16 protein-coding genes and 3 pseudogenes are annotated in these 21,409 nt (G+C 65.6%); 13 read left to right on the top strand and 6 right to left on the bottom strand.

The window, feature by feature from the left end; translation table 11 throughout:
* Window positions 1–394: 394 nt before the first annotated feature.
* Window positions 395–1,231: a hypothetical protein gene (locus ACVWW3_RS09730; RefSeq protein WP_345946796.1), complete on the bottom strand. Its 837-nt coding sequence runs from the start codon at window positions 1,229–1,231 to the stop codon at window positions 395–397.
* On the opposite strand from ACVWW3_RS09730, the gene ACVWW3_RS09725 reads away from it, so the two are divergent.
* Window positions 1,178–3,529 carry an Rne/Rng family ribonuclease gene (locus tag ACVWW3_RS09725; protein ID WP_456650199.1) on the top strand — a complete coding sequence of 784 codons (2,352 nt, stop codon included), beginning with the start codon at window positions 1,178–1,180 and terminating at the stop codon, window positions 3,527–3,529. The genes ACVWW3_RS09730 and ACVWW3_RS09725 overlap by 54 nt on opposite strands.
* 65 nt (window positions 3,530–3,594) lie before the next feature.
* Window positions 3,595–4,827 (top strand): NAD(P)/FAD-dependent oxidoreductase, encoded by a 1,233-nt coding sequence (locus tag ACVWW3_RS09720; RefSeq protein ID WP_456650200.1) that lies wholly within the window; start codon window positions 3,595–3,597, stop codon window positions 4,825–4,827.
* 99 nt (window positions 4,828–4,926) lie between these two features.
* Here the strand turns inward: ACVWW3_RS09720 and ACVWW3_RS09715 are convergent, their stop codons facing one another.
* Entirely contained in the window at window positions 4,927–5,763 is an 837-nt protein-coding gene (locus ACVWW3_RS09715; RefSeq protein ID WP_247347183.1) for a helix-turn-helix transcriptional regulator, read from the bottom strand.
* A 103-nt stretch (window positions 5,764–5,866) separates the two neighbouring features.
* Here ACVWW3_RS09715 and ACVWW3_RS09710 point away from each other — a divergent pair, with 103 nt between their 5' ends.
* A complete protein-coding gene (locus tag ACVWW3_RS09710; protein WP_456650201.1) occupies window positions 5,867–6,745 on the top strand; it encodes an SDR family oxidoreductase in 879 nt (292 codons plus the stop codon).
* A 35-nt stretch (window positions 6,746–6,780) separates the two neighbouring features.
* Here the strand turns inward: ACVWW3_RS09710 and ACVWW3_RS09705 are convergent, their stop codons facing one another.
* The 3 genes from ACVWW3_RS09705 to ACVWW3_RS09695 form a co-directional block, all read right to left on the bottom strand.
* On the bottom strand, window positions 6,781–8,115 hold the full coding sequence (locus ACVWW3_RS09705; protein WP_247440563.1) for a dicarboxylate/amino acid:cation symporter: 1,335 nt from the start codon (window positions 8,113–8,115) through the stop codon (window positions 6,781–6,783).
* Between the two features lie 82 nt (window positions 8,116–8,197).
* Window positions 8,198–8,752, bottom strand: coding sequence for a biotin transporter BioY (locus ACVWW3_RS09700; protein WP_247440636.1), 555 nt, complete (start codon window positions 8,750–8,752; stop codon window positions 8,198–8,200).
* A gap of 103 nt (window positions 8,753–8,855) precedes the next feature.
* Window positions 8,856–10,043, bottom strand: coding sequence for a pyridoxal phosphate-dependent aminotransferase (locus ACVWW3_RS09695; RefSeq protein WP_456671941.1), 1,188 nt, complete (start codon window positions 10,041–10,043; stop codon window positions 8,856–8,858).
* A 213-nt stretch (window positions 10,044–10,256) separates the two neighbouring features.
* Here ACVWW3_RS09695 and ACVWW3_RS09690 point away from each other — a divergent pair, with 213 nt between their 5' ends.
* From ACVWW3_RS09690 to aat, 10 genes and pseudogenes are all read left to right on the top strand, one after another.
* A complete protein-coding gene (locus ACVWW3_RS09690; RefSeq protein ID WP_247347191.1) occupies window positions 10,257–11,660 on the top strand; it encodes a M48 family metalloprotease in 1,404 nt (467 codons plus the stop codon).
* A gap of 97 nt (window positions 11,661–11,757) precedes the next feature.
* Window positions 11,758–12,526: pseudogene (locus ACVWW3_RS09685) on the top strand (DsbA family protein).
* 219 nt (window positions 12,527–12,745) lie between these two features.
* Window positions 12,746–13,555, top strand: a complete 810-nt coding sequence (locus ACVWW3_RS09680; RefSeq protein ID WP_247347193.1) for a DUF1236 domain-containing protein — start codon at window positions 12,746–12,748, stop codon at window positions 13,553–13,555.
* Window positions 13,556–13,814: 259 nt separating this feature from the next.
* Window positions 13,815–14,282: a type II 3-dehydroquinate dehydratase gene (gene aroQ, locus ACVWW3_RS09675; protein ID WP_247347194.1), complete on the top strand. Its 468-nt coding sequence runs from the start codon at window positions 13,815–13,817 to the stop codon at window positions 14,280–14,282.
* A 37-nt stretch (window positions 14,283–14,319) separates the two neighbouring features.
* Window positions 14,320–14,808 carry an acetyl-CoA carboxylase biotin carboxyl carrier protein gene (gene accB, locus ACVWW3_RS09670; protein ID WP_354103540.1) on the top strand — a complete coding sequence of 163 codons (489 nt, stop codon included), beginning with the start codon at window positions 14,320–14,322 and terminating at the stop codon, window positions 14,806–14,808.
* 57 nt (window positions 14,809–14,865) lie between these two features.
* Window positions 14,866–16,225, top strand: a pseudogene (gene accC / locus ACVWW3_RS09665) (acetyl-CoA carboxylase biotin carboxylase subunit).
* Between the two features lie 104 nt (window positions 16,226–16,329).
* On the top strand, window positions 16,330–17,847 hold the full coding sequence (locus ACVWW3_RS09660) for a sensor histidine kinase (RefSeq protein WP_456650202.1): 1,518 nt from the start codon (window positions 16,330–16,332) through the stop codon (window positions 17,845–17,847).
* Window positions 17,844–18,278 (top strand): annotated as a pseudogene (locus ACVWW3_RS09655) (response regulator); the annotation flags it as partial. The gene ACVWW3_RS09660 and the pseudogene ACVWW3_RS09655, both read left to right, overlap by 4 nt.
* Window positions 18,279–18,282: 4 nt before the next feature.
* Window positions 18,283–19,386 (top strand): sensor histidine kinase, encoded by a 1,104-nt coding sequence (locus ACVWW3_RS09650; RefSeq protein WP_354048699.1) that lies wholly within the window; start codon window positions 18,283–18,285, stop codon window positions 19,384–19,386.
* Window positions 19,387–19,436: 50 nt separating this feature from the next.
* Complete coding sequence (aat, locus tag ACVWW3_RS09645; RefSeq protein ID WP_456650204.1) at window positions 19,437–20,117, top strand: leucyl/phenylalanyl-tRNA--protein transferase; 681 nt, start codon at window positions 19,437–19,439, stop codon at window positions 20,115–20,117.
* Between the two features lie 35 nt (window positions 20,118–20,152).
* On the opposite strand, the gene ACVWW3_RS09640 is transcribed toward aat, so the two are convergent.
* A complete protein-coding gene (locus tag ACVWW3_RS09640) occupies window positions 20,153–21,202 on the bottom strand; it encodes a DUF2155 domain-containing protein (protein ID WP_456650205.1) in 1,050 nt (349 codons plus the stop codon).
* Between the last annotated feature and the right edge of the window lie 207 nt (window positions 21,203–21,409).

The raw sequence follows: 21,409 nt of genomic DNA, 5'->3' as shown, positions 1-21,409 counted from the left end.
TTCCAGCGTTTTTCCGTTCCCCTCAAGTCCAGCGCGGTGCGCGGCAGCGAGGTGGGGCGGGGCAAGCCCCGGCGGCGGACGGTCCCCGGTTACCACCACGTTTCCGGGACGGTTCTGACAGCGGCGCAACCCGTTACCCGGTCCCTTAATCTCAAGGGAGCGGTTCGTATACCCCAAGGCGAGCGCGCTCGCGCCATGCCTGGCCAGCAGCAACTGATTGAGGGGCGGCCCCGCCGCCCAATGTTTCATACGGGCCGACGCTTGATGCGCCAGACTGTGCCGACCAATTCTGAAGGACCATTCGCGACGCTGCGGAGTAACAATCCCGCGCGCCGCTTCGGTCCTTCGGCTTCCGGTTCGGCAAGGCGCGAGAGACGGCGTTTCGGCCTTCCCCTCACCCCCGAATCAGGTGGACCGTCGCGTCACCCGGCAGCGCTGATGGCGCCCACGGTGAATCGCGCCCGCCGCCGCCGAGAGTTAAGACATGCCCAACAAGATGTTGATCGATGCCACCCACCCGGAAGAGACCCGGGTCGTCGTGGTCCGCGGCAATCGCGTCGAAGAGTTTGATTTCGAGACCGCGCAACGCAAGCAACTGCGCGGGAACATCTACCTCGCCAAGGTCACGAGGGTCGAACCCTCGCTCCAGGCCGCCTTCATCGAATATGGCGGCAACCGCCACGGCTTCCTCGCCTTCAGCGAAATCCATCCCGATTACTACCAGATCCCGGTTGCCGACCGGCAGGCGCTGATCGAAGCCGAGGAGCAGGCCCACCGCGAGGCCGAGGAAGAGAGCGAGAACCGTTCCCACGGCCGCCGCCGCTCGCGCCACCGCAACTCCCGCCGCCGGAGCCAGGGCGAACGCGTCCGCAGCGACGTCGTCGAAGGCGCCGATCCCGCAGCCCAGCCGCTCCAGGGCGAGGCCCTGCCCGAGGGCGCTTCGCACGAGGGCGAGCACCTGCACGCCGGCGCGGAGCATCACGGCGAGCACGAAGGCCACGATCATCACGATCATGACCACGAAGGGCATGATCACGACCACGATCATCATGCTCATGGTGACGATCATCACGCCCATGACCATGACGACCATGGTCATCACGGCGAACACGATCATCACGACCATGATCATGACGACGAGACGCCGGCGCCTGTTGCGGCGATCGGCGCCGAGCCCGTGGTCGCCACCGAGGCCGTTGCCGAGCAGCAGGCGGCTGCCTTCGAAGCACACGCCGACAATCTCGCCGAGGCCGTAACGTCAGCCGCCGAACCGGCCGACGCCGTGTACGCCGCCGGCGTGAGCACCGAGGCTCCGCATCACCAATCCGAAGCAATGGACGACGACGAAGACGAAGACGACGAGGAAGCCGAAGAGGACGTCGTTGAATCCGTCGGCGGCGACGATGTGCTGGAGGAAGTGCCGGAGCGCACCTTCCGTCCGCGCCGCCAGTACAAGATCCAGGAAGTCATCAAGCGCCGCCAGGTGATGCTGGTGCAGGTCGTCAAGGAAGAGCGCGGCAACAAGGGCGCGGCGCTGACGACCTACCTCTCGCTCGCCGGCCGCTACGCCGTATTGATGCCGAACACCGCGCGCGGCGGCGGCATCAGCCGCAAGATCACCAGCGCGCAGGACCGTTCGCGCCTGAAGGAAGTGGTGCAGGATCTCGACGTGCCCGAGGGCATGGGGATCATTCTGCGCACGGCGGGTGCCGCCCGCACCAAGCCCGAGATCAAGCGCGATTTCGAGTACCTGATCCGGATGTGGGAGACGGTGCGCGACATGACGCTGAAGTCGCAGGCCCCCACCCTCGTCTACGAGGAAGGCTCGCTGATCAAGCGCTCGCTGCGCGACCTCTACAACAAGGAGATCGACGAGATCTCAGTTGCCGGTGAATCCGGTTACCGCGAAGCGCGCGACTTCATGAAGATGCTGATGCCCGCCAATGTGAGCGCGGTGAGGCAGTATCGCGACGGCCAGCCGCTGTTCTCGCGCATGGGCGTCGAAAGCCAGCTCGACGCGATGTTCTCGCCGACCGTGCAGTTGCGCTCCGGCGGCTACATCGTGATCAACCAGACCGAAGCGCTGGTCTCGATCGACGTCAACTCCGGACGCTCGACGCGCGAGCATCATATCGAGGACACCGCGCTCAAGACCAATCTCGAGGCCTCCGAAGAGGTCGCGCGTCAGCTTCGGCTGCGCGACCTCGCCGGCCTGATCGTCATCGACTTCATCGACATGGACGAGAAGCGCAACAATCGCGCGGTCGAACGCAAGCTGTCCGATTGCCTCCGGCAGGACCGCGCGCGCATCCAGGTCGGACGCATCTCGCATTTCGGCCTGCTCGAGATGTCGCGCCAGCGCATCCGCGCCAGCGTGCTGGAATCCTCGACCGATCCCTGCACGCATTGCGGTGGCACCGGCCATGTGCGCTCGGTGTCCTCGGTTGCGCTCCAGTTGCTGCGCGGCCTCGAAGAGATCCTGATGAAGGGCGCCACCCACAATCTCGTGGTCCGTACCCGCACCGACGTCGCGCTCTACGTGCTGAACCACAAGCGCGGCCATCTGCGCGACCTCGAGAACGGCTTCAAGGTCACGTTGTCGGTCATCGCCGACGCGAGCGTCAGCGGACCACAGGCCTATGTCATCGACCGCGGCGAGCAGGTGCATACGCTGGAAGCCGCCAAGGCTCTGCTGGCGGCGCAGGCGGCCGCAAGCCCGCCGCCCCTGGTCGAAGAGGCCTATGACGACGAGGAGTTCGATCCGGAGACCGAATCCGAGGTCGAGACCGAGGAGACCGAAGGTCTCGTCGAAGAGCAAACCGCAGGCGACGCCGCGTCCGAGCAGGACAGCCAGCGCCGCAAGCGTCGCCGTCGCCGCCGCGGTCGCGGTGGCCAGCGCGACGAGGAGACGCGCGAGGATGGCGCTCCCGCTGTTGCCGAGACGGCCGTAGCGGCCGGCGAAGGCGAAGAGGAAGTCGAGGCCGAGCAGGACGGCGAGGAAGGCGAGGAGCAGGCAGCCCGTGGCGAGCAGCAGGCCAGCGCCGACCGCCGCCGCCGGCGTGGTCGCCGTGGCGGACGACGCCGGCGCGGTCCTGGCGAGGAAGGTCTCGCCGGCTCCATTGGCGACGAACTCGCCGCCAATGCGCCGTCGGAAGCGACCGACGCGGTCGCCGATTTCGACGGTTTTGGCGGCGAGGCTGCGCCCTCGATCGCGCAGGCCGAGCACACCTCGGAGCCGCAGGTCACCCAGCCAGAGCCGCGCGCCGAGGCACGGATCGCCCAGCCCGAGCCGGCTCCTGCTGCCGCGGACGAAGAGCACGCCGACGACAAGGCCGGACGACGCCGTTCTACGGTTCGGGAAAAAGTGAGCTTCGGGTCAAGCAGCCCGAGTGAGCCGGCACCGGTTGCGCAGGCGGCCGAGCCGGTTGCCCCGCCGGCTCCGGAGCCCGCGCCGGAAGCAGAAAGTCAAACATCGTCCGCACCGCGTCGCGCCGGCTGGTGGTCGCGCCGCTTCGGCGGCGGCGAATAAAGCGAACAAGACTGTTGAAACCGCCCGGCCAAACCGGGCGGTTTCGATTTGGCGAGGTCATTCCGATGCAAAGCGCGATCGTACTTGGCGGCGGCATGATCGGCGTTAGCGCGGCACTGCACCTCCAGCAGCGCGGCTGGTCGGTCACGCTGGTCGATCGCAGGGAGCCGGGCCGCGAGACCAGCTACGGCAATGCCGGGATGATCCAGGCGGAAGCGGTCCGCCCCTATCCGATGCCGCGCGATATCGCCTCGCTCCTGAAGATCGCCACGGGCCGCACCAACGACGTGCGCTACAGCTTGTCGTCGCTTCATCTCCATATCGAGCCCCTGCTCCGTTACTGGTGGCATTCGGCGCCGAAGCGGCATCGCGAGGCGACCGACGCCTGGGCGCGGCTGATCGCCTACGCGACGGTGGAGCACGACATCCTCATCCGCGAAGCCCATGCCGACAATCTGATCCGCCGGGCGGGATACCGCCATCTGCATCGCGACGCTGCATCGTTCGATCTCGCCGTCAAATCGGCGGAAGAAGACCAGCGCGAATTCGGCGTGAGATTTCGTGCGCTCTCGGGCGCCGAGCTCGCCAAGGCCGAACCGGTCCTGCGCGACGATTTGCCCGGTGCGATCCATTGGCTCGACACCTGGACCGTGTCAGATCCCGGCGCGCTGGTCACGGCCTATGCCGAACTGTTCGAGCGCCTCGGCGGCAGCATCGTGCTCGGTGATGCCCAGAGCTTGCAGCAGACCGCCACCGGCTGGTCGGTCGATACGGATCAGGGATGCATCGATGCCGCCCACGCCGTCGTGACGCTCGGGCCGTGGTCGCCCGATCTGCTGCACAAATTCGGTTATAGCATTCCGCTGGTGCGCAAGCGCGGCTACCACATGCATTACAGCGGCGGCGCGTCGCTCGATCTGCCGCTGGTCGACAAGGCCGGTGGCTACGCCATGGGTCCGATGGCCAAGGGCATCCGCATCACCACCGGCGCGGAGCTGACCGGCATGGATGCGCTCGCGACGCCGGTGCAGCTCGCCAGCGCCGAAGCCTCCGCGCGCGAGCTGATCGACCTCGGCAGGCGCGTCGAGCCCGATCCGTGGTTCGGCACCCGCCCCTGCACGCCCGACATGCTGCCGGTGCTCGGGCCTGCCCCACGCCATCCCGGCCTCTGGATGAACTTTGGCCACGGCCACCAAGGCTTTACGCTGGGCCCTGCAACCGGACGATTGCTCGCCGAGATGATGAGCGGCGAAACGCCGGCGATTGATCCGACGCCTTACCGGCCGGAGCGGTTCTAACCTTCGGTGCTCGCGGCGACGACCGCGAGCCGGCCGTCCCATTCGCGTGGGGCGCGCTGACGGATCAGCCGCATGGTCGGATACCAGGGGCTGTCCTCGTCAGTCGACCAGCCCGGCGAGCAGCTTTTTGATCCGCTCGGCATCTTCGGGTGCCGCCGGGTTGTAGACGATCATGCTGAGATCGGAGCGGCCCTCGACATTGAAGCTCGAATATTCGAACGACATGGTGCCGTGAACGGGGTGCCGCAGCCGCTTCGTGCCGTCGCCATGATGGCGTACGTCGTTGTCGCGCCACAGCGCTGCGAATTCCGGACTGGTGCGGCAGAGCTCATCGACGAAATCGGCGACATGCGAGACCGCGCCCGCCCGCGCGGCATCGGCCCTGAAGGCTGCCACCACGAACCGCGCCACGCTGTCCCAGTCATGATTTGCTGCGCGCACCCGGGGATCGCAGAAGATGAAGCGCAGGATGTTGCGCTGTCCCGGCGGGATCGCGCCGTAGTCGGTCAGCACCACGCTTGCGGCACGATTCCAGGCGACGACATCCCAGGTCGCGGTCCGCACCAGCGCCGGGCTGACTTCGAGTGCGTCGAGCACGCGCTGCAGCCGCGGCGAGACGCCTTCGCTCGCCTGGTAACGCACCTCAGGCGGTCGGCCGAGGCCGATCAGGAACAGATGCTCGCGCTCGACATCGGTCAGCATCAGCGCACGCGCGATGCGGTCGAGCACGTCGGCCGACGGCGCGCCGCCGCGGCCCTGCTCCAGCCATGTGTACCAGGTCGGGCTGATATTGGCGCGCTGAGCCACCTCCTCGCGGCGCAGCCCGGGCGTACGCCTGCGGCTGCCGGCGAACCCGAACGCGGCGGCATCGAGCCGGGTGCGGCGGTCTCTAAGGTAGGTCCCCAAAAGGTTCTCAGCTGTCGCGGTCTCGCTCATCCTGTTAGCTCTTATACCCCGATAATCTCACTACTTTACCCGGATAATCCTAGCGCAGATGGTCGTCTCCACCAACCTCTCAAAGGTTTCTTGGAGATTACCCATGCGTGTTTTCGTCACCGGCGCCACCGGCTTCGTCGGCTCCGCCGTCGTTCGGGACCTGATCGCCGCCGGCCATCGCGTTACCGGCCTTGCCCGCAGCGACACCGGCGCAGCCACCCTCGCCGCGATGGGCGCCGAGGTCCATCGCGGGTCGCTGGAGGACCATACGTCCCTGCGCAGCGGCGCCGCTGCCTCGGACGGCGTCCTGCACCTCGGCTTCAACCACGACTTCTCGAAGTTTCTGGACAATTGCGAGCTCGACCGCCGCGCGATCCTGGCGATCGGCGAGGAGCTCAACGGCTCGGACCGTCCGCTTATCGTCACCTCCGGCGTCGCGCTGCTCGCCCCCGGCCGCCTTGCGACCGAGGACGACGAGTCCGCGCACGGCTTTCCACGCGTGTCGGAATCGACTGCGTTGTCGCTGGCCGGCGTCCGCGCAGCCGTGGTTCGTCTTCCGCCGTCCACCCATGGCGAGGGCGATCACGGCTTCGTCCCGATCCTGATCAACATTGCGCGCCAGAAAGGCGTGTCAGCCTATGTCGACGACGGCCGCAACCGCTGGCCCGCCGCGCATCGCTTCGATGCCGCGCGCGTCTATCGGCTGGCGCTGGAGCAAGGCGCAACCACGAAGCACTATCACGCGATCGCGGAGGAAGGCGTGCCGTTCAAGGCGATTGCGGAGGTGATCGGCCGACGGCTCGGCCTGCCCGTCGTGTCCAAATCGCCGGAGGAAGCTGTCGCGCATTTCGGCTGGTTCGCACAGTTCGTGGGCGTCGACGTTCCGACCTCGAGCGCGAAGACGCGTGCTGCTCTCGGCTGGACGCCGAAAGAAAAAGGGCTGATCGAGGATCTCGACCAGCCCTGTTATTTCGCGACCTGACGGCGCAGCTAGCGCCGTCACAGGCAACCAGCAAATCAGTCCGTCGTGACAGCCGTTTCCATGTCGGTCGGATCGATCTGCCTGGCGAGGTTGGCGTTGAGCTTGTCGCGATCGAGTTCGCCCTCCCACCAGGCGACGATCACGCAGGCCACGCCGTTGCCGCACAGATTGGTCAGCGCGCGGCACTCGCTCATGAACTTGTCGATGCCGAGCACGATCGCCATGCCCGGCACGAGGCGCGGATCGACCACGGCGAGCGTTGCCGCCAGCGTGATGAAGCCCGCGCCGGTGATACCGGAGGCCCCCTTCGAGGTCAGCATCGCCACCACCAGGATCGTCAGCTGCTGGCCGAAGGTGAGATCGAAACCCAGCGCCTGCGCGATGAACAGCGTCGCCAGCGTCATGTAGATGTTGGTGCCGTCGAGATTGAACGAATAGCCCGTGGGCACCACGAGGCCGACCACCGACTTCGAGCAGCCGAGGCGCTCGAGCTTTTCCATCAAGGACGGCAACGCGCTTTCCGAGGACGAGGTGCCGAGCACAATCAGCAGCTCGTCCTTGATGTAGGCGAGGAACTTGAAGATGGAGAAGCCGGCGAAGCGCGCGATGGTACCGAGCACGACGAACACGAACAGCGCCGCGGTCAGGTAGAACGTCGCGATCAGGCCGACCAGGTTGAGGATCGCCCCGGTGCCGAACTTGCCGATGGTGTAGGCCATCGCGCCGAAGGCACCGATCGGCGCCGCGCGCATCACGATGGAGATAACTCCGAACACCGCATGCGCGGCGTCGTCGATGAAGCTGCGGATGGTGTGACCGCGCTCGCCGAGCCCCATGATGGCGAAGCCGAACAGCACCGAGAACAGCAGCACCTGCAGGATCTCGCCTTGCGCGAAGGCGCCGACCACGGTGTCCGGAATGATGTGCAGCACGAAGTCGACCGACCTCTGGCCTTCGGCCTGCTTGGCGTAGTTGGCGACGGCCTGCGCGTTGGCCGCGGCGCTGCCGAAGCCCGCACCCGGCTTCACCAGATTGCCGATGATAAGTCCAATCACCAGCGCGAAGGTCGAGACGATCTCGAAATAGACCAGCGCCTTGACGCCGATGCGGCCGACCTTCTTGGCGTCCTGGATATGCGCGATGCCCGAGACAACGGTGCAGAAGATGATCGGCGCGATCACCATCTTGATCAGTTTGATGAAGCCGTCGCCGAGCGCCTTGACCCATTCGTTGGTGGCGATTGACGGCCAAAGCCAGCCGACGAGGGCGCCGAGCACGATCGCGATCAGCACCTGGACATAGAGAACCTTGTACCACGGCTTGGCGGCGGGCGGCGCGACCGGCGCCCCCGCCATCGTTGTCGTCGTCATTGCTTCACTCCCCCTCAACTCAGAGCCAGCCAAGATCAACTTGGCCGGCCCTGTCAATTGGAACTGCTCGCTATCGCGCGTATTACCGGCGATCGACGACCCGGCGTATCGCCGGCATCAACGTCGCGCCAAGCGCGTTCTTGACCAGCGAGGCCGCAACGAACGGCAGCAGGCCGACCTGCCACGCCTTCGCGGCGCCCAGGCCGAGGCCGAAGGCCAGCCAGCCAAAGCCCGCGGCCAGAATGAGGATGTGGCCCACGGCCATGGCCGCAAACAGCAGCACCACGCTGCGGTCCCAACCGCGCTCGGCGAGCCAGCCGGTGACGAAGGCAGCGCCAATGAAGCCGAACAAATAGCCCGCGGTCGGGCCGACCAGCGGTGCAATTCCACCGACCGGACCGGCGAATACCGGCAGGCCCATCGCCCCCTCAGCGAGGTAGGCAACCATGGTTGCGCTGCCAAGCCGCCAGCCATAGGCGGCACCGATCATCAACACGACCAGCGTCTGCAATGTCATGGGCACGTAAGGCAGCGGCAGGTTCACCTTGGCGGACAGCGCCATCAAGCCGGTGCCGAGCGCAATCAGCACGAGCGCGCGAAGTGCGCCGACGGCTTCACCCGGCCGGGTCGGCCACATCAATGCGGCGAGAGAAGAATGAGAAGTGGCGGTGGACGGGACGGAACGGTCAGACAAAATTGAACTCCGGAGGCTGTCGAAGAAGGCTGTCGAAAACTCGCGGCTATTTAAGCCAGTGAGCGATCCGGTCAACTGCTTCCCGCATCTCCTCTGCCGAACGCGCATAAGAGAGGCGTATGAATGAACGACCGTGGATGGGATCGAAGTCGAGGCCTGGCGTGACCGCGACGTGCGCCTGCTCCAGCATCTGCTTGGCGAACTCGAAACTGTCGGAGGTGAAGTCCGAGACGTTCGCATAGAGATAGAATGCGCCGTCGGCCGGCAGAAACCTGGTCAGGCCGGCCTTGGGCAATCCCTCGATCAGGATGCGCCGGTTTTCCTGATAGCCGTGCTTGATCTCCTCCATCTCGGCCGCGCCGTCGAAGGCAGCCTCGGCCGCGATCTGCGACAGCGACGGCACCGAGATCGACAAGTTCTGCTGGAGCCGCTCGATCGGCCGCACCAGAATTTCGGGCACGACCATCCAGCCAACACGCCAGCCCGTCATGCAAAAATACTTCGAGAAGGAGTTGATCACGAGTGCGCGGTCCGACAGCGCTGCCGCCGTCACCGCGGGAAACGCATAGTCGAGCCCGTGATAGATCTCATCCGAGATGAAACGGATGCTCGCGTCTTCCGCCGCCGCGATCAGGCCAGCGAGCGCCTCGCGGGACATCATCGTCCCGGTCGGATTGGCGGGGCTGCCGACCAGCACACCCTTCAGCGGCGCCTTGCGGTGGGCGGCCAGCAACGCCTCGCCGGTCAGCGCATGGCGCGTCTCGTTCGTGGTCTCGATCAGCACCGGCTCGCAGCCGAGCGCGGTGAGGATATGACGGTATGGCGGATAGCCCGGCACCGTCACGGCGACGCGGTCGCCGGGCTCGAACATCGCCAGGAAAGCCAGAATGAACCCGCCGGAGGAGCCAGTGGTCACCACGACCCGCTCGGGGCTGACGTCACAGCCATAGGCGTCGCGATAGTGTCGCGCGATGCGCTCGCGCAGGCTGGGGATGCCGAGCGCGGAGGTATAATCGATCCGACCTGCCTCGAGCGCCGCATGGGCGGCCGCAATCGCGGTCTTCGGCGCGCCGGCGGCGGGCTGGCCGACCTCCATGTGGATGACGTGGCCCCCGGCCGCCTCGATTCGGGCCGCCGCGGCCATGACGTCCATGACCATGAACGGGGGAACATCGCTGCGGCGGGAGGGCTCGAGCCACTGCCCCAACCGGTTCCTCAATGTCGCATCGTTCATCGATTTCTGCTATTCGCTGGCGGACTGGTCCGTCCGGTCCGGGAACGGGCGCTTGCGCCCCAGACTGGCCGCATTGTACGGCTCATAAGGGGTAAGGCGCACAAGGGCATATCGCGTATCCGGTCCGCCGCCAATCGACCAATCACGAAGCTCCTTGACCAAGAATGCTTGACCAAGACTGCTTGAACAAGTCCGTTTGACCCAGACCGCTTGATGTTGCTCCAGATCGCATTGCGCAAGAAGGCCACCGTTCTCACCGCCCTCGTCACGGCGGCTGCGATTGCGCTGCTGCCGTTGCCGGCCGCGCAGGCGCAGATGAAGGGGCCGCCGGTGCTGCGCGACACCGAGACCGAGCAACTCCTGCGCGAATACACGCGCCCGATCCTGCGCGTCGCCGGTCTGGAGAAGCAGAACATCCAGATGGTGATCGTCAACGAGGGCTCGTTCAACGCGTTCGTCGCCGATGGTCGCCGCATCTTCGTCAATTACGGTGCGATCCTTCAGTCGGAGACGCCGAACCAGATCATCGGCGTGCTCGCGCACGAGACCGGGCATCTGGCCGGCGGCCATCTGTCCAAGCTGCGCGAGCAGCTCGCCAACGCCCAGACCCAGATGATCATCGCGATGCTGCTCGGCGCCGGTGCGATGGTCGCAGGCAGCACACGCGGCAGCGGCAGCGCCGGCAACAATGGGCTGGCCAATGCCGGCGCGGCGGCGATCGCCGGACCGCAGGAGATGATCCGCCGTACGCTGCTGTCCTATCAGCGTCAGCAGGAGGAGAACGCCGACCGCGCCGGCGTGAAATTCCTGACTGCGACCCAGCAGTCGCCGAAGGGCATGTACGAGACCTTCAAGCGCTTCACCAGCGAGAGCCTGTTCGCGGCACGCGGCACCGATCCCTATCTCCAGTCGCACCCGATGCCCGCAGAGCGCGTCGCTGCACTCCAGCAATTCGCCAGCGCCAGCCCCTATTGGGACAAGAAGGACGATCCCGCGCTCCAGCTCCGCCACGACATGGTGCGCGCCAAGATCTCCGCCTTCATGGAGCGGCCCGAGACGGTCTACCGCCGCTATCCCCAGACGAACGACAGCATGCCGGCGCGCTATGCCCGCGCCATCAGCACCTATCTCCACGGGGATTTGCGCAGCGCGCTCGCCCAGATCGACGCGTTGATCCAGGTCCAGCCCAACAATGCGTATTTTTACGAGGTGCGCGGCCAGGCCCTGCTGGAAGGTGGCAAGCCGGCCGAGGCGATTCCCGCCCTGCGCAAGGCTGTCGCACTCTCGAACAACGCCCCCCTCATCGAGATGTTACTTGGGCAGGCGCTGGTTGGGTCCGATAATAAGGCCTACACCGATGACGCCGTTCGGATTCTCAGGAGCGCGGTGGCACGGGAACCGGAGGCCCAGCTCGGCTACATGCAGCTCGCGATGGCCTATGGCCGGAAGGGAGACTATGCCGAGGCGGATCTCGCGTCGGCACAGGCCGCTTATCTGCGCGGCGACAACAAGACCGCCCGCGAGCTTGCGACGCGCGCGAAAACCCGTTTCGCCGTCGGCACGCCCGGATGGGTCAAGGCCGACGACATCGTGGCGTCAAAACCGTCGCGCAACTAAATCGACCAAGCTACGCCTTACACCACGACGTCACGACACCGAGCTTAAGTCAGCCGGGACGTTTTCCGAAACCTGCTTTGGATAAGAGGATTTGCCTATGCCTTCGCTGCGCCTGCTTTGCTCCCGCGCTGTTCGCGCTCGCCCTGTTCGGCGCGGCCGCGCCCGCGTCGGCCGACAGCTTCTCCGATGCCCAGCGCACCGACATCGAGGCGATCATCAAGAACTACCTCGTCACTCATCCCGAGGTGCTCGAGGAGGCGATGACCGAGCTCACCAAGCGCCAAGCCACGGCCGAGACGCAGAAGCACGAGGCCAGCATCGCGCAGAATTCCGATGCGATCTTCAACTCGCCGCGCCAGGTCGTGCTCGGCAACAAGGACGGCGACGTCACCTTCGTCGAGTTCTTCGACTACAATTGCGGCTACTGCAAGCGCGCCATGGGCGACATGCTCGACCTCATGAAGGCCGATCCGAAGCTGAAGGTCGTGCTGAAGGAGTTTCCGGTGCTGAGCCAGGGCTCGGTCGAAGCAGCCCAGGTCGCGGTCGCGGTGCGCATGCAGGATCCCTCCGGCAAGAAATATCTCGATTTCCATCAGAAGCTGCTCGGCGGCCGTGGCGCGGCCGACAAGGCGCGCGCGCTTCAGGCGGCCAAGGAAGCCGGTCTCGACACCGCCAAGATCGAGAAGGACATCGGCAGCGCCGAGGTGCGCACCACCATCGAGGAGAACTTCAAGCTCGCGGAAGCGATGGGCATGAATGGCACGCCGAGCTATGTGATCGGCAAGCAGATCGTTGTTGGCGCCATCGGTGTCGAGGGCCTCAAGGAAAAGATCGGCATTGCCCGCTGCGGCAAGGCGACTTGCTGAGCGCGCATTTACAACGACACGATGAGAAAAGGCCGGCTGATGAGCCGGCTTTTTTTGTTGGCACTGCTTTCATCGCGAACGTGGCGCGAATCCGACGTACGCGTTCATCTCGCGTTTAGGAAACAAATGCCCCGGAACCCCCGATGTTCCGGAACAACTCAAATCTCCTTTCGTTGTCGGCGCGGGCAATGACGCAAAGAGACACGTGAGGAGAATTCCATGTCTAACCGCTTTATGATCTCGGTTGCCGCGCTCGCGCTGGTCGCGGGCACGGGTCTGGCAAACGCACAGGGCACCACGAACCGCGACAGCGGTGGCGGCGCCGGTGGTGCGCAGATGCAGCATTCGCAGCCTTCCGGCGGCGCCGCCGAGCGCGGCGGTTCGATGGGCCGCGAGTCGACCCAGGAGAAGGGCACCGTTGGCCAGGCCGGCGGCTCCAGCAGCATGAAGTCCGGCACGTCCGCGGAGGAGAAGTCCTCGGGTGCGACCAAGGACGAGCATTCGGGCCGCGAGATGAACAAGAACGCGGCTGAGGACAAGGCCGGCGCGACCAAGGGCCAGCGCACCGATGAACGCGCGCAGGACAAGTCCCAGCAGGACAAGTCCAAGAGCACGATGGACAAGTCGCAGACCGACAAATCCCAGATGGACAAGTCCAAGAGCACGGAGACGGACACCAAGAGCGGCAACATGAACGCCCAGACCAAGGGCGCGGAGACCAAGGGCGCGGACAGCAAGTCGCAGACCACGACCGGTAACGCCTCCGCCACCGCCTCCGCACCGCCTCCCGAGAAGCGGAGCCAGATCTCGACGGCGATCAAGTCGACCAAGATCGAAGAGACCACGAACGTCAACTTCAACATTTCGGTCGGCACGGCCGTCCCGGCGTCCGTCCGATTCCACCCGCTGCCGCCCCAGATCGTGGAAATCTATCCGGAATGGCGCGGCTACGATGTGATCTTGGTGCACGGCAAGTACGTCATCGTCCGTCCCCAGACGCGTGAGATCGTGTACATCATCGAAGGCTAAGCCACTTCGCTGAAGCCCAAAATGAGCCCTTGCCGAGCGATCGGCAGGGGCTTCTGCTCTATTGGGTGGCTTCTGCCCATGGGCTCTCCCGGCAGCCATGCTTTGGACTGGTTAACAAGCAATTTCCGTAGCTTCCGCACAGGTTTTTGCACCTCGGATGAGGTATCTGAAGCCCCCTGGGAGGTCCTTCAAGGCTTCCCCTCACGCGCTTTGTTACCTATAACCCCCGCCACGCCGAAGCACCTCTTGCGGGATTGGGATGGCCGAACCAGCAACCGACACGATCCTTGTTCTGAACGGGCCGAACCTCAACATGTTGGGGACGCGCGAGCCCGAGAAGTACGGCCATGCGACGCTGGCCGACGTCGAGGCGCTGTGTCGGGAGACGGCGGCGACGTTCGGCCTCAAGGCCGACTGCCGGCAGTCCAACCGCGAAGGTGAGCTGATCGACTTCATCCACGAGGCGCATGGGCGCAAGATGAAGGGCATCATCATCAATGCCGGCGGCTATTCACACACCTCGATCGCGCTGCACGACGCGCTGCTCGCGGTGCAGATCCCGACGGTCGAAGTGCACGTGACCAACATCCACGCCCGCGAGAGCTTCCGTCACCACTCCTACACCGCGCGCGCGGCCTTCGCCTCGCTCTGCGGTTTCGGCATCGAGGGCTACCGCCTCGCCATCCAGGGCCTTGCCGCCAAGCTCGGCATCACGCCCAAAGCCTGACGCTCCCTCTTCACACAGAACATTCGGATCAAACAACATGGCGCGCCAGCCAGACGACAAAGCAGCCGCAAAGTTTTCCAGCGAGGATTCCGCCCTCGTCCGCGAGCTCGCTTTGCTGCTCGATGAGACCAGCCTCACCGAAATCGAGATCGAGCGTTCCGGCCTGCGCCTGCGCGTCGCCCGCAACGTCAGCGTTGCTGCGACCATGCCGATGCAGATGGCAGCCGCCCCCGCCGCCCTCCAGGCGGCCGCAGCTGTCGCCGCGCCAGCCGCTGCCGACCTGTCGAAGCATCCCGGCGCCGTGACCTCGCCGATGGTCGGCACCGCCTATTGGGCGCCGGAGCCCGGCGCCAAGCCGTTCATCGAGGTCGGCAGCAAGGTCGCGGTCGGCCAGACGCTGCTGATCATCGAAGCCATGAAGACCATGAACCAGATCCCCTCGCCGCGCGCCGGCACGGTGACGCAGATCGTGATCGAAGACGGCCAGCCGGTCGAGTACGGCGAGCCGCTCGTCATCATTGAGTGACGGTCGAGGCCAACAAAGCCCTCGCCGCTTCCCGCGCGCCAGTCCCTTAAGGACACCATGTTCGACAAGATCCTCATAGCCAATCGCGGCGAGATCGCCCTTCGCATCCTGCGCGCCTGCAAGGAGCTCGGGATCGCGACCGTCGCCGTGCACTCCACCGCCGATGCCGATGCCATGCATGTGCGCTTGTCGGACGAGAGCGTGTGCATCGGGCCACCGGCGTCCAAGGACAGCTACCTCAACGTGCCCGCACTGCTCGCGGCCTGCGAGATCACCGGCGCCGATGCCGTGCATCCCGGCTACGGTTTCCTCTCGGAGAACGCGCGTTTCGCGGAGATCCTCTCCGAGCATAATCTGCATTTCATCGGCCCGAAGGCCGAGCACATCCGCCTGATGGGCGACAAGATCGAAGCCAAGAGGACTGCCAGGAAGCTCGGCATTCCCGTGGTGCCCGGTTCCGACGGAGGCGTTCGGCCCCAACGACGACGCGATGGCAATCGCCAGGAAGATTGGCTTCCCGGTGCTTGTGAAGGCCGCAGCCGGCGGCGGCGGCCGCGGCATGAAGGTGGCGCAGAGCGAGGGCGACCTTCAGATGGCGCTGTCGACGGCCGCCAACGAGGCCAAATCCGCCTTTGGCGATGCCTCCGTCTACCTCGAAAAATATCTCCAGAAGCCGCGCCACATCGAAATCCAGATCCTCGGCGACGGCCGCGGCGGCGCGATCCATCTCGGCGAACGCGACTGCTCGCTGCAGCGGCGCCACCAGAAGGTCTGGGAGGAAGGCCCCTCGCCCGTGCTGGCCGCGGCAGCGCGCGCCAAGATCGGCGAGACCTGCGCCAAGGCGATGCGCGAGATGAAATATCTCGGCGTCGGCACCATCGAATTCCTGTTCGAGGACGGCGAGTTCTACTTCATCGAGATGAACACCCGCATCCAAGTCGAGCATCCCGTCACCGAGAGCATCACCGACATCGACCTCGTGCTCGAGCAGATCCGCATCGCCGCCGGCGGCGACCTGCCGGCGAGGCAGGAAGAGGTCCAGGTCATCGGCCACGCGATCGAGTGCCGCATCAACGCCGAAAATCCGCAGACCTTCCGTCCTTCGCCCGGCCGCATCACGCAATATCACCCACCCGGGGGGCTCGGTGTGCGCATCGATTCCGCGGTCTATCAGGGCTACACGATCCCGCCTTATTACGACTCGCTCGTCGGCAAGCTGATCGTGCACGGCAAGACCCGCGGCGAGTGCCTGATGCGACTGCGCCGGGCGCTGGACGAGATGGTGGTCGAGGGCATCGAGACCACCCTGCCGCTATTCCGCGCGCTGGTCCGCGAAGACGACATCATCAACGGCGACTACCACATCCATTGGCTGGAACAGTACCTCGCCGGCAAGACGGAACCCGGCCGGCAATAATCCGCCTCCCATGGAACCCTTTCCCCCCAATCGCGTTCTGGTCGGCGGGGACAGTTCCGAGGGGGCGTTTTGAATTCCGCTAAACCTGATCAGGCGAGGCCGTCGTGATCGCTGAAGCGCAGCGACGGCGCGCATTTTGGCAGATCCTGCTGTTCTCGGCGGGCCTTGTGGTGCTGACCGTGATCAGTGCCGGCTCGGTCTACCTCGTCAACAAGGCGAGAGACGACAGCAAATGGGTGGTTCACACCATCGAGGCGGAGAACCAGATCAACACGCTCCTGCTGGAAATCCGGCGTGCCGAGAGCGCAGCCCGCGGCTACCTTCTGACGCAAGCGGCGGATTTCCAGGCCGACCATGACAAGGCCGTGGCAGCAATCATCCCGGCGCTCGACAAGCTCACGCGCCTGACGGGCGACAATCCGGCGCAACGCGAAAGCATCGAGAGGCTGAGCGCGGCGATCGAGACCCGGCTCGGCCAGTTCGTGCAGGAGATGGATTTCGTCCGCCACGGTGAGCCCGAGAAGGCCGCAGCGCTGGTCCGCAAGCTCGCCTCCACCGACGCCACGGCCGCGATCGCCGAAGTCGCGTCGGGAATGATTTTGGAAGAAGAACGGCTGTTCCGGCTCCGAACGGTCAACTCGGACCGCAGCCAGTCCCTCGCCGCGTCGATGACCGGCATTGGCTCCGGCCTCGTCGTGCTGCTGGCCCTGATCTCGATCTGGCTGGTGCGGCGCTCGGCCCGCGCCCGTGACGACGCCGAGGCGCGCCTGCGCGATGCCAATGTCAATCTGGAGACCATCGTCGACGAACGCACGGCCGATCTGCGCGAAGCCAACAACGAGATCCAGCGCTTTGCCTATATCGTCAGCCACGATCTGCGCTCGCCACTCGTCAACATCATGGGCTTCACCAGCGAACTCGAAGAACTCGGCGGCGACATTTTCCGCCGTATCGGCGGCCTCACCCATGTTCCGGCCAACGGGCCGCCGCTGACTGGTGGCGAGATCGCGCTCGAAGGTCCCGACAAGCAGCTTTCAGCAGATTTTTCCGAAGCGCTGAGCTTCATCAAGTCGTCGATCGCCAAGATGGACCGCCTGATCTCGGCGATCCTCAATCTCACCCGCGAGGGCCGGCGTGAGTTCCAGCCGGAAAAGATCGACACGCGCAGGCTGATCGAAGCGATCGTGTCGACGCTGGCGCATCAGGCCGCCGAAGCGCAGGCCGAGATCCACATCGCGTCCCTGCCGGATCTGGTCAGCGACCGCCTGGCGCTGGAGCAGATCTTCTCCAATCTGATCGACAACGCCATCAAATATCTCAAGCCCGGCGTCCCCGGCGAGATCAGAATCCGCGGGCGTACCAAGCTCGGCTACGCTATCTTCGAGATCAGCGATAACGGCCGCGGGATTGATCCGAAGGATCACCAGCGGATATTCGACCTGTTTCGCCGCGCGGGAACCCAGGACAAGCCCGGTCAGGGCATCGGTCTCGCGCATGTGCGTGCACTTGTGCGTCGCCTTGGCGGCACCATGTCGGTATCATCGGAACTGAATACGGGCAGTAGCTTCACCATCACGCTGCCCATTTCCTGGAACGCCAGCAACCGGAACGCGGATCAATGACTCAACCCGTCAGCATCATCATGATCGAGGACGACGAGGGACATGCGCGACTGATCGAGCGGAACATCCGCCGCTCCGGCGTCAACAACGAGATCATCTCCTTCGCCAACGGCACGGACGCGATGAAGCACCTGTTCGGGGCCGACGGCAGCGGGCTCGTGCAAAAGGGCAATGCGCTCCTGATCCTGCTCGATCTCAACCTCCCCGACATGACCGGGATCGACATCCTGAAGCAGATCAAGGAGAACAAATATCTGAAGGCCTCGCCCGTGGTGGTGCTGACCACCACCGACGATTCCCAGGAAATCAAGCGCTGCTACGAGCTCGGCTGCAACGTTTACATCACCAAGCCCGTGAACTACGAGAATTTCGCCAATGCCATCCGGCAGCTCGGCTTGTTCTTCTCGGTCATCCAGGTCCCGTCCGCCGCGCCTCATGAACCAGCGCACGCCAACACTGCTCTACATCGACGACGACGGCGCGCTGGCGCGCCTGGTCGATCGCGGCCTGACACGGCGCGGCTACAAGGTCCTTCATGCCGCAAGCGGTGAGGAAGGCCTCGAGCTCATCCGCCGCGCGGGGACGACCGGCGGCATCGACGTCGTCGCGCTCGACCAGTACATGCCCGGCCTCGACGGGCTGGAGACGCTGGAGCAGATCATGGCGATCCCAGGCGCACCCCCCGTGGTGTTCGTCACGGCCTCGCAGGATTCCAGCATCGCGGTGACGGCGCTGAAGGCGGGCGCGGCCGATTATCTCGTCAAGGACGTCAAGGGCGACTTCATCCCCCTGCTTCACGTCGCGGCCGAGGGCGCGCTGCGCCAGGCCGAATTGCAGAAGGCGCGCGAGGAGGCCGAAGCCGAGATCCATGCCTCGCGCGACCGCTACGCAGCGCTGGCCGCCGAACGCGAACTGCTGCTGCGCGAGGTCAACCACCGCGTCGGCAACTCGCTCCAGATCATCGCCTCGCTGCTGCATCTCCAGGCAAGCTCCGCGGCGCAGGACGAGGTCAAGGCGGCGTTGACCAATGCGATGGGCCGCGTCGCCGCGGTCGCGCAGGTGCACCGCCGCCTCTACACCTCGCAAGACCTGAAGAGCGTGGTGCTGAACCAGTATCTGGACTCGTTGCTCGAGGATCTCCGCCGCTCGGCCGAAGGCGACCGGATGTCGCGCTTGACGCTGAAGGCCGAACCGGTCGAGATCGATCCGGACCGTGCGGTCGCCGTCGGCATCATCGTCAACGAGCTGGTGATGAACGCGGTGAAATACGCCTATCCTGATGGCGCCGGCCCGATCCATGTCGAGCTGACCTCGCAGGGCGACGATCTGCTGCTGGCGATCAGGGATGACGGCGTCGGCGACAACGTCAAGGCCGATCCGCGCTCCACCGGCATGGGCCAGCGCATCGTCGCAGCCATGGCCACCAAGCTCGACGCTTCGGTCGAGCGCGACCCCACCCATTCCGGAACCCGCATCATGTTGAGGTTCCGCCGTGTGCCCGCGGGCCCCGTCAAGCCCAATACTGCGGCAGCGAGCTGACCCGCACCGCCCATCGCAACCGCATTGCGATCCTGCTATTGTCGCGAGCCATGACTTCGCGCGACTCTGCCCCGTCTGAAATCACGCCAGCCGTACTGCTGCGCGCCTATGCCTGCGGCATCTTTCCGATGGCCGAAAGCGCCGACGATCCGACCCTGTTCTGGGTCGAGCCGGAGTTGCGCGGCGTCATCCCGCTCGAGGGATTTCGCGTGGCCTCGCGGCTCGCGCGTACCGTGCGTTCGGATTCGTTCCGCGTGACCGTCAACACTGCGTTCAAGGCCACGATCGCGGGCTGCGCCGCGCCGCAGGCCGGGCGCGAGGACACCTGGATCAACAAGCGCATCCGCGACCTCTATGGCGGCCTGTACGAGCTCGGCCACTGCCACAGCGTCGAGGCCTGGCAGGGCGAAGACCTCGTCGGCGGGCTTTACGGCGTCAGCCTGGGCCGGGCCTTTTTCGGTGAGAGCATGTTCCACACCGCGCGCGATGCCTCGAAGGTCGCGCTGGTGCATCTGGTCGCGCGGCTGATCCATGGCGGCTTCGAGCTGCTCGACACCCAATACGTCACCGAGCATTTGAAGAGTTTTGGTGCGGCCGAGATTTCGCGGCGGCGCTACACCGCGCTGCTCGACAAGGCGCTCGCGGGCGAGCCCGGCGATTTCCTGAAGCTCTCCGCCGGTGAAGCGATCCCGGGCGCACGCGCGCTCGAGATCATCGCCTCACGGCAATAATCAGGGATATCACCGGCCGAATCCGGGGATTTGGCCTAGCGGCCAAACCCCGGGATACCGAACAGACCCGGCCGCTGCTCGGGCGGCGGAGGTGGCGGCGGTGCCGGTTGCTGCTGCTGGATCGGCGGCAACGGCTGCGGCGGACGCTGCTGCACCTGCTTGGGCGCGGACTTCTTCTGCGCAGGCGGCGGCGGCGCAGCCGGCTTGGTGCCGGGATCCGGCGCCGCGGTCGCGATGGTCTGCTGCGGCTCTTTGCAATCGGTGAGCCAGATGTCGTAGATCGGGTGCTCGACGCCGTGCAGGCCCGGACTTGCCGCGTACATCCAGCCCGAGAAGATGCGCTTCACCTCGCCCTGCAAGGTGATCTCGTCGACCTCGACGAAGGCGTCGGTGTTGGCGGCCTCCGTCGCCGGTCGCGTGTAGCAGGCGTCGGTTTTGACGCGCAGCGCGCCGAACTGCACGGTCTCGCCGATATCCTCGTCGAAATTGATGATGCGGCCGGTGATTTTGTCGAGGCCGGAGAAAGTCGCTTTCTTGTTCACGATCTTCTGGGCCGGCGGTTCGGTGACGACCTCGTCGCCCGGCTGCAGGCTCGCCGGCGTCTGCGGCACAGTACCACCCGGTCCGCCCTTCTGCTGCGGCTGGCGCTGACCGGGCGCGCCCGGCTGCGGGGCGCCTTGCGGATTGGGCGGAGCGACCGCAACGGACGGCGGCTGGTTTGGCGGAGCGGCGGCCGAGCCAGGGGGCGGCGCCAGAGGTTGGGTCTCGACCGGCCCCGGCATCACATTACCCTGCCGGCCCGGCGGCGGGGGCATCGGGCGCGACGGCAGCACACGGCCCTGCGGCGGCAGCTCCGGCACCTCTTCGTCGTCATCGGGGATCTGCTGCTGCGGCTGAGGCTGGCCACGCGGAATGTTGCCGGGCGGCCGCAGCGGCGGCGGATCGGAGAAGATCGTGCCGATCTGCGCCTGAGCCGGCGTCGCAGCCGTCAGTGCGGTGGCGGCCAAAAGCGCCGCAAGACCTGTCAGGGTAAAGGTTCGAAACATCTCGCGCGGCTTCAACAGCGAATCGGGCTTGCTGGACATTCTACAGGGGATACCGCCGCTCGCAGGTCATCCGGTTAACACGGCGAATACGGCGGGGGAAGGGCGGCATCCCTCCCCTCCCGGCCCGGTCTGGCCAGATCGGCCCCCGGATGGGATAGTCCGAACGCCCCTTGCCCGGGCCAAGGCGGCGGCGTCCCCGAAGAGGCGGCGCCGCTCCCCGAAAACGACATCCAACGATCGCTGGAA

It is taken from the genome of Bradyrhizobium sp. LM2.9, from assembly GCF_054056555.1.
Note: the sequence above shows the minus strand (reverse complement) of the source record. Positions and strands in the feature narration are given on the sequence as shown.

Bases quoted from the DNA above. Each gene is read 5' to 3' on its own strand.
- ACVWW3_RS09720 (WP_456650200.1), top strand. From the start codon at position 3,595: ATGCAAAGCGCGATCGTACTTGGCGGCGGCATGATCGGCGTTAGCGCG.
- ACVWW3_RS09715 (WP_247347183.1), bottom strand. From the start codon at position 5,763: ATGAGCGAGACCGCGACAGCTGAGAACCTTTTGGGGACCTACCTTAGA.
- ACVWW3_RS09710 (WP_456650201.1), top strand. From the start codon at position 5,867: ATGCGTGTTTTCGTCACCGGCGCCACCGGCTTCGTCGGCTCCGCCGTC.
- ACVWW3_RS09705 (WP_247440563.1), bottom strand. From the start codon at position 8,115: ATGACGACGACAACGATGGCGGGGGCGCCGGTCGCGCCGCCCGCCGCC.
- ACVWW3_RS09700 (WP_247440636.1), bottom strand. From the start codon at position 8,752: ATGTGGCCGACCCGGCCGGGTGAAGCCGTCGGCGCACTTCGCGCGCTC.
- ACVWW3_RS09695 (WP_456671941.1), bottom strand. From the start codon at position 10,043: ATGAACGATGCGACATTGAGGAACCGGTTGGGGCAGTGGCTCGAGCCC.
- ACVWW3_RS09690 (WP_247347191.1), top strand. From the start codon at position 10,257: ATGTTGCTCCAGATCGCATTGCGCAAGAAGGCCACCGTTCTCACCGCC.
- ACVWW3_RS09680 (WP_247347193.1), top strand. From the start codon at position 12,746: ATGTCTAACCGCTTTATGATCTCGGTTGCCGCGCTCGCGCTGGTCGCG.
- aroQ (WP_247347194.1), top strand. From the start codon at position 13,815: ATGGCCGAACCAGCAACCGACACGATCCTTGTTCTGAACGGGCCGAAC.
- accB (WP_354103540.1), top strand. From the start codon at position 14,320: ATGGCGCGCCAGCCAGACGACAAAGCAGCCGCAAAGTTTTCCAGCGAG.
- ACVWW3_RS09650 (WP_354048699.1), top strand. From the start codon at position 18,283: ATGAACCAGCGCACGCCAACACTGCTCTACATCGACGACGACGGCGCG.
- aat (WP_456650204.1), top strand. From the start codon at position 19,437: ATGACTTCGCGCGACTCTGCCCCGTCTGAAATCACGCCAGCCGTACTG.
- ACVWW3_RS09640 (WP_456650205.1), bottom strand. From the start codon at position 21,202: ATGTCCAGCAAGCCCGATTCGCTGTTGAAGCCGCGCGAGATGTTTCGA.